The organism is Pseudoalteromonas luteoviolacea, assembly GCF_001696455.1.
GTDB lineage: Bacteria > Pseudomonadota > Gammaproteobacteria > Enterobacterales > Alteromonadaceae > Pseudoalteromonas > Pseudoalteromonas luteoviolacea_C.
Window position 1 is genome coordinate 12,428 of the sequence record NZ_MAUJ01000002.1, and the last position, 10,640, is coordinate 23,067.

Annotated in this window: 8 protein-coding genes; 3 read left to right on the plus strand and 5 right to left on the minus strand. The window is 41.4% G+C overall.

The window, feature by feature from the left end; translation table 11 throughout:
* Positions 1-88 precede the first annotated feature (88 nt).
* From A7985_RS08695 to A7985_RS08705, 3 genes are all read right to left on the minus strand, one after another.
* On the minus strand, positions 89-1,369 hold the full coding sequence (locus A7985_RS08695; RefSeq protein ID WP_176716712.1) for a sensor histidine kinase: 1,281 nt from the start codon (positions 1,367-1,369) through the stop codon (positions 89-91).
* 94 nt (positions 1,370-1,463) lie between these two features.
* On the minus strand, positions 1,464-2,141 hold the full coding sequence (locus tag A7985_RS08700) for a response regulator transcription factor (RefSeq protein ID WP_065790074.1): 678 nt from the start codon (positions 2,139-2,141) through the stop codon (positions 1,464-1,466).
* Positions 2,142-2,277: 136 nt separating this feature from the next.
* Positions 2,278-4,332 (minus strand): S9 family peptidase, encoded by a 2,055-nt coding sequence (locus tag A7985_RS08705; protein ID WP_065790075.1) that lies wholly within the window; start codon positions 4,330-4,332, stop codon positions 2,278-2,280.
* Between the two features lie 136 nt (positions 4,333-4,468).
* On the opposite strand from A7985_RS08705, the gene A7985_RS08710 reads away from it, so the two are divergent.
* Positions 4,469-4,984, plus strand: coding sequence for a DUF2975 domain-containing protein (locus tag A7985_RS08710; protein ID WP_065790076.1), 516 nt, complete (start codon positions 4,469-4,471; stop codon positions 4,982-4,984).
* A gap of 2 nt (positions 4,985-4,986) precedes the next feature.
* A complete protein-coding gene (locus A7985_RS08715) occupies positions 4,987-5,193 on the plus strand; it encodes a helix-turn-helix domain-containing protein (protein ID WP_065790077.1) in 207 nt (68 codons plus the stop codon).
* An 81-nt stretch (positions 5,194-5,274) separates the two neighbouring features.
* Here the strand turns inward: A7985_RS08715 and A7985_RS08720 are convergent, their stop codons facing one another.
* Together A7985_RS08720 and A7985_RS08725 are read right to left on the minus strand one after the other, a co-directional pair.
* Positions 5,275-8,553, minus strand: coding sequence for a two-component regulator propeller domain-containing protein (locus tag A7985_RS08720; protein ID WP_065790078.1), 3,279 nt, complete (start codon positions 8,551-8,553; stop codon positions 5,275-5,277).
* Between the two features lie 307 nt (positions 8,554-8,860).
* Entirely contained in the window at positions 8,861-9,427 is a 567-nt protein-coding gene (locus tag A7985_RS08725) for an HD domain-containing protein (protein WP_065790079.1), read from the minus strand.
* Positions 9,428-9,536: 109 nt separating this feature from the next.
* On the opposite strand from A7985_RS08725, the gene A7985_RS08730 reads away from it, so the two are divergent.
* On the plus strand, positions 9,537-10,481 hold the full coding sequence (locus A7985_RS08730) for a GlxA family transcriptional regulator (RefSeq protein ID WP_065790080.1): 945 nt from the start codon (positions 9,537-9,539) through the stop codon (positions 10,479-10,481).
* Positions 10,482-10,640: the final 159 nt, after the last annotated feature.

Consider the following 10,640-nt stretch of genomic DNA (forward strand, 5'->3'; position numbering starts at 1 on the left):
TTATCACTGTCATAAGTGTAGAGCCAAATCCCGTTTTTGTGTTTTACACTTCTCATACAAGAAGCATACAAAATTGTATAGTTCGCAATTATGATGTGGATATTGGGACTTCAATATTAAAAACCGCGCCCTTTTGTCCGGGTAGCAGGTCTAGTTTTGCACCGTGAACCTGACAAATCGCCTTAACAATGCTAAGTCCGAGTCCGTTTCCTGGTTTAGAGCGACTGATATCTGCACGATAGAACCTCTCAAAAACATGAGGCTGGTCACTTTTGGCAATACCCGGACCATTATCCCCAATTTGTAATAGCGCTGACCCCGTATGACTTTGCAAACGCAGCCACACTTGTGCATCATAGTTGCTGTACTCAAGTGCATTTTCTAGCAAATTACAAATGAGCTGGCTGAGTAAATCAGCATCCCCAAAACAGATCACGTCTTTAACTGTGGAAATTTCGAGTGTGCGACCTGAGTCCTCAAACACGGGCAAATAACTCTGTGCCAAGTCATAGATCAATTCAGATAGGTTAAGCTTTACAAACTTTTCTTTGTGCTGGCCTGATTCAATACTATTCAGACGAACCAAATTATTGAAGGTTGAAATGACAGCATTTAAATCATTGCTCGCATGGTTTAGGTGCGTTTCAATTAGGTGTGGGTCATTAATATCATGCTGCATACTTTGCAAGCGATTGGCCACTCTCGAAAGCGGTGTTTTCAAGTCATGCGCAATACCCACTGACATGGTCTTCATGTTACCGTGTAAATCGGTTATCTCATCTAGCATCTCGTTAATGCTCTTTGCCAAATCTCTATCACCACTTGCGTGCTTAGGCACGGATAAGCGAACCGAGTCTGGCGCTTTAGCAATATCTAGTAGCTGCTTATCGATACTGGACCTTTTTACTTGATCACGAACCTGAATATAAATAAAGAGGCCGAACAGGCTTATCGCAAAAAGGGTTACAAAATACAAATACACTTGCCAAATTGCAGCTGCAATAAAACGACTTTCATAGCTTTTCGGCTGCAAAATCGTAACCGACAAGGACTCGTCTAAATCAACCCGAATAGTTAAAAGCTCAAACTGCCGAGCGCTATCAAAGCGCAAGGTTTGCCACTTCGCAGTCTCTTGTGCCGCAAAACTTAGCTGACTCCCGAGCAACAATTGGCCAGATTGTACGACTTTAAACAAATTATCATGCTCATCTAAGCGTTCTAAACTTTGACTACGATTCCAAATAGGCATTTCGTCAAGTTCCAAATCGTCTAGTATCCAGTCTAATCCATGTTCTTCATATTGCGATTTAAGTTCTTCTGTTAATTCAGTCAATTCACTTTCTTGCTCTTTCGAAATTGAATTAATCAAAACACTGCCACATAAAGCGAATAGGGCAGTGCAAAGCACCGTTATCACACTCGTCAGAAAAAGTGCATGTTTAAAGTTATAAGGTTTTAAAAGGTTAATCATGATCAGAAATAATGTACCCGCAACCACGAATGGTTTTTATCAACTCAGTGTCAAAAGGCTTGTCCACCTTATTTCTTAGGCGACTAACATGGGTTTGCACCAAACTCGTTTTAGGGTCGAAATTAAAGCCCCATACTTTTTCTAATAACATGGTTTTGGTTACCAGTTGTCCAGGATTCAACATTAAATATTCGAGAATTTGATATTCCTTCGGATTTAGATCTAACGCTTGACCGCCTCTCGACACTTTACGTGCAGTGCGCTCTAAACGCAGATCAGCAATATTCAGTGACAGGGCTTCTTGCTTTAATGGCGTTCGGCGTGTAAGCGCCTTCAACCTTGCATATAACTCCGAAAAGTCGAATGGCTTTACTAAGTAGTCATCAGCGCCGGCATCTAAACCAGATACGCGATCAGCCGTTTCGCTTAACGCCGTCAACATGATAATGGGTGTAACAACATTACTGCCTCTCAAAATACGTACAGCATCTATGCCGTCCATCTTTGGCAGTAATCGGTCAAATATGATTACATCAAATTCTTCGCTAGTGGCCAGTACCATCCCTTGTTGCGCTGTACCAACATGATGAGCGGTGTCGCCATTTTGCTCAAGTCCTCGTTTAATGAAGTCAGCGGTATCAAAATCATCTTCAACAATAAGTACTTTCATATCATCGTTAATTGTCTTTTTTTACAGTGTAACCGATTAGTGATGATCGCTGAGATACAATTTTGTATGAATGTTGAAATAAGAAGGCCAGCATGACGCTGACCTTGGAGTTTAAGTTGGTTGTGAAACTATATTGTTATAATTTACTGGTATCTACTTTCAGAGAAGCGAGATGTGCTTGAATTTTTGCGTCCACATTCTTCGATTTAGTCCCACCTAAATGGGTCGCAAAGAAAGCTTCCATCGCAATAACTGTGGCAACTTTATTGTCGTGCTTTTTGAACCCATGCCCTTCATCTTTAGCTAAAATATACTCAACATTTCTACCTGTCTTATGTAATTCCCTCGCGATATTGTCAGACTCTAATTGCGTAACGCGCGGGTCATTTGCGCCTTGAATCAACATTAACGGTGTTTTAATTCTATCTACAAAATTAATCGGTGATCGTGATGCCATATCTTGTCTATCAGATTCGATTAAAGGGTCACCGACTGCTTTAAACCAAGTGCCTAAATAAGGACGATATACTTCAGGCCAAGACTCAACTAACGTGATCAAACTAGAAGGCCCTACGTATGATATCGCTGCTTGATATAAATCAGGTGTGAATGTAGTACCAGCAAGGGCAGCATAGCCTCCATAAGATGCTCCCATAATGCCGATGCGTTTAGGGTCAGCAACTCCTCGTTCAATCAAAAACTTAACCCCATCGGTTAAATCCTGCTGCATTAAACCAGTGCCCCAATTACGTTCACCTTGCATCGTAAATCGTTTACCAAAGCCTAGAGAACCCCTAAAGTTAGGCTGCAATACCGCATAACCTCTGTTTGCAAAGAAGTGAGCAAAAGGGACAAAATAATTACTGCTGTAACCCCAGTAATCTCGATGCCAAGGACCGCCATGAGGTAGCACAATCAAAGGGAGATCTGTTTTTGCTTCTCGCGGTAATGTTAAATAAGCTTGTATCTGCTGACCATCCGACGCGGTATATGTAATACTTTTCCTAGTACCAAGTAGACTAGGATCTACTTTTGGCGTTTGATTTAGTAAATCGATGAATTGTTTAGTATTTTCCGAGTATACAAATTTTCGTTTTGGTCTTTGAGAGGAAGATACAGAGATGTGCCACTGACTTTGCGCGTGATCAATTCTATCTACCAAAATATCAACGTCTTCGTTAAAGCTTGCATTAATTTCGGATAGCACATGCTTAGCAGAGTCTGTGAGCGGGTAATTTCTCAACCGACCGCCGTAATACGAAACAATCAAAGGCTTCCCCGCTTTATCAAACACAACATGATGTAAATCAGATTGGCTAATCGGGTCTTTATGAGCAGTTGTTATCTTATCATTTGTTAAATCTACTAGGAGTAATTCTTGCTTATCTCTACCTTGAATATCGGCGCTTATATATGCTGTGCTTGTTTCTTTATCATAGCTATGAAAATCAAAGCTCTCGCCGGGCAAAGAAGTCATCACGGCAACCCAATCGCCGTCCTTAAGCTTATATAGCGTGCTGGAATTATCTCTGTTTAAATTAGCGCCGAGCACTGTTTGGCCTTCATCATCGATAAACTGCGCAAAAAAACCCAATTCATTAATGAATACGTTGGTCATTTGCTTCGTATTCATGTTTAAGTGAAAAAGATCGATTCGGCCTCTTTCATCATGGTTTGCATCAACAACCAGCACATCAGGCGAGGCCTCTAATTGCGACTGAAAACCATAGTTAACGTCGTCATGAGGCGTCAACCTTTCAAGTTTCGGTGTAAGACTCAAATCGTCTTCAAAGCTAAGCCTAAATATTTGGCTGTTCTCATTGCCTTCATTGTCCCTAAACACAAATAGCTCGTTACTGTTCGTAGACCATTGAAACCCATCTACACCGTCACGATAGTTGGTAAGCGGTGCCGCCTGATTTAACGTGCCATTCTGAGGAACTACAAACAAGTTTTGTGCGCCCTCGTGGACTTTCATAAAAGCTATCCATTTACTGTCCTTCGACATAGAGACACCATGAATCTCACTTTTATCGAAAATAGCTTCTACTGGAATAAGTGCGTTTTCAGCTGCTTGAAATTCTGCTGGCCGAGCAGAGTCCGTCGTCGTACCGCAGCCCGTTAGTAATAAGCCTGAACAGATTGCAGCGCTAATTAGTGACTTTTTAATCAAAGAAAATTTGTCTGTCATAGTGAGATACTCCGTAATCAACTTAAAAACATCATTGCATGAATATTTATTATTGTAAAACGATAATTTTATGTTTTTTTACAGCAATTATTTTATGTGTTACCATTGCCATAGTTTAATTTTGGAGTGCCTATGCATGTCACCGTACGCATATAAAGTACAAAAACTCAGTAAAACCGTTCGATGGTCAATACTGGGGGTTTCTGCGATTGTTTTACTTTTTATGAGTTATCAATTGTTGATAAATGGCCAAATAAGATACATCGATAGCAGACCTTTTATGACGTTATGGGAATCAAATGAGGTCAGTCGCACCATCTTGTTTCTTGCATCTGCGCCAACACTGTTTTTGGTGTTTTTTAGCATTTACTGGATGAACAAGTTGCTCTTAGAATTTCAACAAGGCGACTTTTTCAGTCACACATCATTTCGTTGTTACATTGGGTTTGTTTGGACAAAAATTATCGCCATCTTGTATGGTACCGTGCTTAATTTCGCGATGGGTATGTGGCATTCAAAATTTTATGAGTCAACAGATCTCGTGGTTAAGATAGAATTTGGATACCTTACAACACTGGTACTCCTTGCTATTGTTGCGCACCTACTCAAGGCCGCTAAAGCGCTAGAAGACGAAAATAAAGAGTTTGTTTAACCATGGAAATTATCGTAAACCTAGACGTGATGATGGCCATGCGCAAAGTATCGTCCAAAGAGCTGGCCAAGGCCATTGGTATCACAGAAGCAAACCTATCATTGCTTAAACGCGGCAAAGTTAAAGGGGTTCGATTCGAAACACTTGCCGCAATTTGCAACTATTTAGAGTGCCAACCAGGGGATATTTTGGCTTTCAAAGCAGATTAAACCACCAAACAACGTGAATCAGATAAAGAGGGCACTTTTCGTGCCCTTTGATTATTCAGCTAAGTCTTGCGACTAATCTAGCTACTCCAACGTGTCTAACGTCATTACTATGGATAACCCACCCAATTCACTATGTTTTGCAACAATGCTGCCGCCATGTCGTTCAACTAAATCCTGACAGATAGCCAGGCCCAATCCAGTACCACCTTTGTACAGAGACTTATTTTTCTCACTTTGATACATACGCTCAAAGATAGTCTCAAGCTCGGTATTCAATACACCGGGTGAACTGTCTGATATGGTGATCAACAATTTTTGCTCAGACAAACTCGCTGCTAGTTCAATTTTTGCAGGTGACGCTGTGTACCTTAAACTGTTAGACAATAGATTAGTAAGGACTTGCGTAAGTCGGTCTTTATCGGCACTTATCTTAACTGTACTAGATAAGTCTAAATGATATTTAAAATCATAGCCCTGTAATTGCGATACTCTTGCTCTGGCATCATTACACCATGACTCTAACCATGACTTTACAATCACATCTTCTAAGTTAAGCGCTCGCTCATCTAACTCGGTGCTGGCTAACTGGTCAATATCAGCGACCAACAAGTTAATATCCCCGATCCTGCGATGCAGCAGTTGATAAGTTTTTTCGGTGTCTTCTAGGAGGTTATATTCCAGACCTTCGATAGACATTTTCAACACGCTCAGTGGGGTTCGAATTTCGTGAGATACTTCCGCTAACAACTGTTTTTTCCTTTCTAACAGTGCCTCGGAAAACTCTGCTCTATCTTTAATGCGTTGTTGTTTCGCTAAGAAACTAAAACGCCATTTAATTGCGTAATAGAGGAGCAAAACAACCGTACAACACAAAAATGTGTATGCCCACCATCTCTGCCACCAAGGTGCCAACAGTGTAAACGGGTAGCTTGTGATCTCACCGATATCATTTGCAGTTATTGCCCTTACTTGAAATTCATACTGGCCTGGTGTTAGGTGGTTATACGTGATCTCACTGAAAGGAGCTGGCTCACTCCATACCTCACTACTCCCTAATAAACGTGTTTGATATATAACTCTCTCTGGTGCCGCCCAATCATTGTGACTGAATTTGAAAAAGATTTGCAGTGTTTGAGGAGAAAACTCAACGCGTTTTTCAGCTGGGCTTTCATTTGGTGCATGGGCGTGTGAACGGGTCCCACTTAATGAAAATGCTTCTAAGATCCGACTTTGTAAACTTACGTTTAGCTCTAGCCTTCTCGGGTCAAAGTACGTGACGCCACTACTGGACCCCCAATAGAATGTGTTATCTAAGTACACCGCTGTATTTAGCGTGGCATCAACCGCCAAATACCCGTTATCATAAACAAATGAGTCTAGCTCCAAAGGCTTTTGGGTATCAAAAAGGTTTGCCGTACGCAGTCGATTATTTCCTCGTTCTGTTCCTACCCACAAATAGTCCTCAAGAACTTTTAGCCCTAATACAATATGACTGCTTAGCCCTTCTTTCATACCAATATGTCTGCCTAACCAAGCATCTCCTTGCTCTTGCAGTGCAAAGACGCCTCTACGAGACCCAATGAACATGGTGTTGTCATTGCTTTGCGCAATACTATATGCCCAATCGCTGGGTAAACCATCTGCTTCGTTGAGCCTGTACACAGAATCATCTTTTACGAAATAAGTGCCACCGCCATTGGTTACAAACCAAATTCGGTTATTCTTGTCCGAAAACACATCAATAACGTACTCTTGTTGGTCTAATGCTAGATACTGCAGCGTATCGTTACAGCTTCTATAAAGCCCTTTTTCAGTCGCAATATACGTGCATTTACTCGGGGTGCTGATAATTTGGTGAATGATATTCGCTTGTAAACCTTGATCGTGCCAAAGATGAGCAACACGGTCTTCACCAAGAACCATAACCCCCTGCCTACTGCCGACCCAAACTCGGCCCTGGTGATCTTGCGAGATAGCGTGAACATATTGATTAAACAACTCAAGGCTGGGTTTCAACCATTTGCCTTTGTCTAAGACTTGAATTCCAGTACCATACTGGCCTAACCACAGCTGCGAATCGATGGCTACTAACGCACTGACTCGCTCTCGTAACAAGCCACTGCGCTTGGTCAATAATCGAAAGCCATCTTCCTTAATTCTATTAATACCCGCACCATACGTAGACACCCAGATATGCCCCTGTGCATCTTTCATCAGCCCACGTATATGTTGGTCACTTAAGCCATTTTGCTTGTTGTAAAGATACGCACTACCACTGCTTACTTTAACAACGCCCTTGCTGTCATCACCAATCCATAGTGTATCCGCCGCTTCGTCAAAAAGTAATGCCTTAACATTGAGCGTACTGACACCCGTTAATTGGTTTACGCTTTGCTCATTCTTATCCAAAGTACAAATGCCAAGATTTGAAACAGCAAAAGTAATTCTTTGCGTTGAGCTGGCAATCGCGGATACCGCACCGTTGCAAGCATGGTCAAAAACAATCGAAGACAATCGTCCTTTTGAGAGGCGATGCAGTCCAACTGAGGTAGCAATCCAAAGATCATCTCCATCAGCCACTAAATCTCTCACTTTGCCTAGATCTTTAGCGACTTTTTCTAGCGTACCTCCTTGGTAACGATATAACGCAGTATCGGTCGAGAAATAAACCGCGTCACCTAACGTCTCGACGTGATTCACCTTATCTTTAAAGTCATTGTTGTCTATTGTGAGCGAGTGAAACTGATTACCATCAAAAACGTTTATGCCTCTGTCTGTAGCCAATAGGAGCGAGCCGCTCGGCTTAATTTTGATATCCCATATTCGGTTGTTATTAAGGCCGTGTACATCGGTAAAACACCTAAAATAGTCTGCAACGTATTGGCAAACACCTTCACCATTTGTCGCCAGCCACAGTACACCTTCACCATCTTGCGCCACCGCGTAAACCGCACCGGTAGGTAACCCTTGGCGAGGGGAAAAGTGTCTAATGTCGGATAGCGTATTGAGCTCGTATTGAGCCGATTTCACTTTACTCCAGTGGTTAAACGCTTTCTCTTGATGTACTTTTTCAAAAGTTACATTCGGGATGACGTCAAATGCTTTGACATTGTCTTTGAAATCGAACTTACTGACAAAATGCCACTGAGCCTGTATCGCTTGATCTAAATCTATTTGGTTTGACTCAACTAACTTTGGCTTGCCCGATGGTAGAGTATGCGCTGATACACTCTGCCAATCGGCCTTGTATAACAATTGCGCTTTTACTTCAAAAACAGAGTCTTCTAAAGAGGTAGTTTGAGCCTTAACAAAACAACATATACTAAGACATAACAACAATGTGATTAGTCGATACAACAACAGATTTCCTAATGAGGCTTATATAAATTTTATAAGTAGAGGTTTTACTAAAAATACCGCAGTTATTGTTCCCACAATTCGTTATTTCTCACTATCACGGCTAAATAAACAAGTAAAATCAGCGGCCAAGCGCAATAGTATCACATAAAGTTATTAATTAAATGATAAGGGTATCAGGCCATAGTTTGAGTATCTGTTGCATAAGCATACACTTATTCTAGTAATGCGCTGTGTCATCACCGTAGCGTGTACATTGGCAGGTAGAGCAAGCGCCTGAACGACGCTTTAAGATCAGTTTACTCACTAATTAAGATGACTTATTGTATAAGTTTTTACGGCGCATCATCGGTAGGGGATCCCAAGGCTTTCTCAACAGCTGTTTGAAGGTAAATCGCAAGAGGGTTAAATGAAATCCTGCATTGGGCAAGGCTGAATTAACGGCTTTAATAAAGCTAGGTTCAATACCAAACTTAATTAAACCGCCGGAAAAATCCACAAGATCTGCTTTTCTGAATATTTCTGTTAATTCTTCATATGGACCCTGGTACGTGCCTATCAAATGATGCATATCAATGATGATTTGCACTTCCTCAGAGATATCTTCCATATTTTTGTCAATTAGGTATTTTTTACATTCATTATAAGACGGCACCAAATAATCCACTCGATCATGGGTCCACAACGCAATATCATGAAAAGCGGCGGCAATTTGCAATTTTCTACTTTGCACTTCATCTATTTCAGGCAGTAAGTAATGGCAATAGTTCAGCATGCGCATCACGTGATTTCTATATCCAATAAAATCTGAATCTATCTTGATTTTATACTCTAACAGTACCTTCTCTGCGATTGGGTAATGTGTGTTTACTTTCATACTGACGCTCATAGTGTAATTGAATGATATAAGTTGAAAGTGTACATATGTGAAGCGTTCTGCAACAATGGCCAAATAGACATTAATCAATACTATTAGGCCAACTACTATGAAGCATATCGCTATTGTCGCATTTGATGAAATCAGTATGTTTCACTTGTCGGTCCCGTTGGCAGTGTTTGCAGATGCAATTCCAGATTGCGACAACTACTTTTCGACGACTGTGTGTGCCGAGCGAAAAGGGCGTGTATCTGTTTCTGGCGGGCTGGATTTATTTGTATCTCATACCTTCGATGAATTAAGCAATGCAGATATTATTATCATTCCAAGCTGGCCTCCCACAAAACAAATTGATGTTAGCCTTAAAGAACATCTTCAACATGCAAAGGCAAGCAACAAGTTAATTGTGGGTCTGTGTTTAGGCGCGTATGCGCTGGCATATTCAGGCCTACTCGATGGTAAAAGAGCGACAACACACTGGAAGTTTAGTTATGATTTTAGACAGCGATTTCCCGATGTTGACCTCGATACCAACCCTTTGTTTGTCGTTCATGAGAACATCATAACTTCCGCAGGCAGCGCGGCCGCTATCGACTGTTGTCTTCATATAGTAAAAAGTGTTTATGGCGTTAAATTTGCGAATCAAATAGCCCGAATGATGGTCTCACCGCCAAGTCGAACTGGAGGCCAAAACCAGTTTATAGATAGTCCTGTCGTCCACAGGCCCAGTGATACTCGGCTTGCAAAATTAGTTGATACATTTCAAGGCGACTTATCCACCAGCCTGTCAGTCGGTCAAGCAGCCAATTTGTGCTCTATGAGCGTGCGTTCGTTCACTCGTCACTTTAAAGCAAATTACGGTACGAGCTTTATTACTTGGCAAATATTAATGCGATTGAATGCCGGCCTCGAATTACTCGAATCATCCGACGCCAGTATCGCAACGATCAGTGAAACGATTGGTTTTAGCTCAGAGCAGGTATTTCGAAAGCACTTTAAAGCACAATTTGATTGCTCCCCTCAAGCCTGGCGACGCTTATTTAATAACAAATGACACTCTGCGGCCTGCAACACGAGTAAGACCGGGTTTCACTATTTCCCTCAATTCATCTTCCGAGTCAATTTGACCAATTCTTACGAAAACTTTCGTCCTGTAAGTTTCGAGAAAGTTTGTCCCTTTATTCTCTCGTTCGTAGACAAATTAATTGCAACG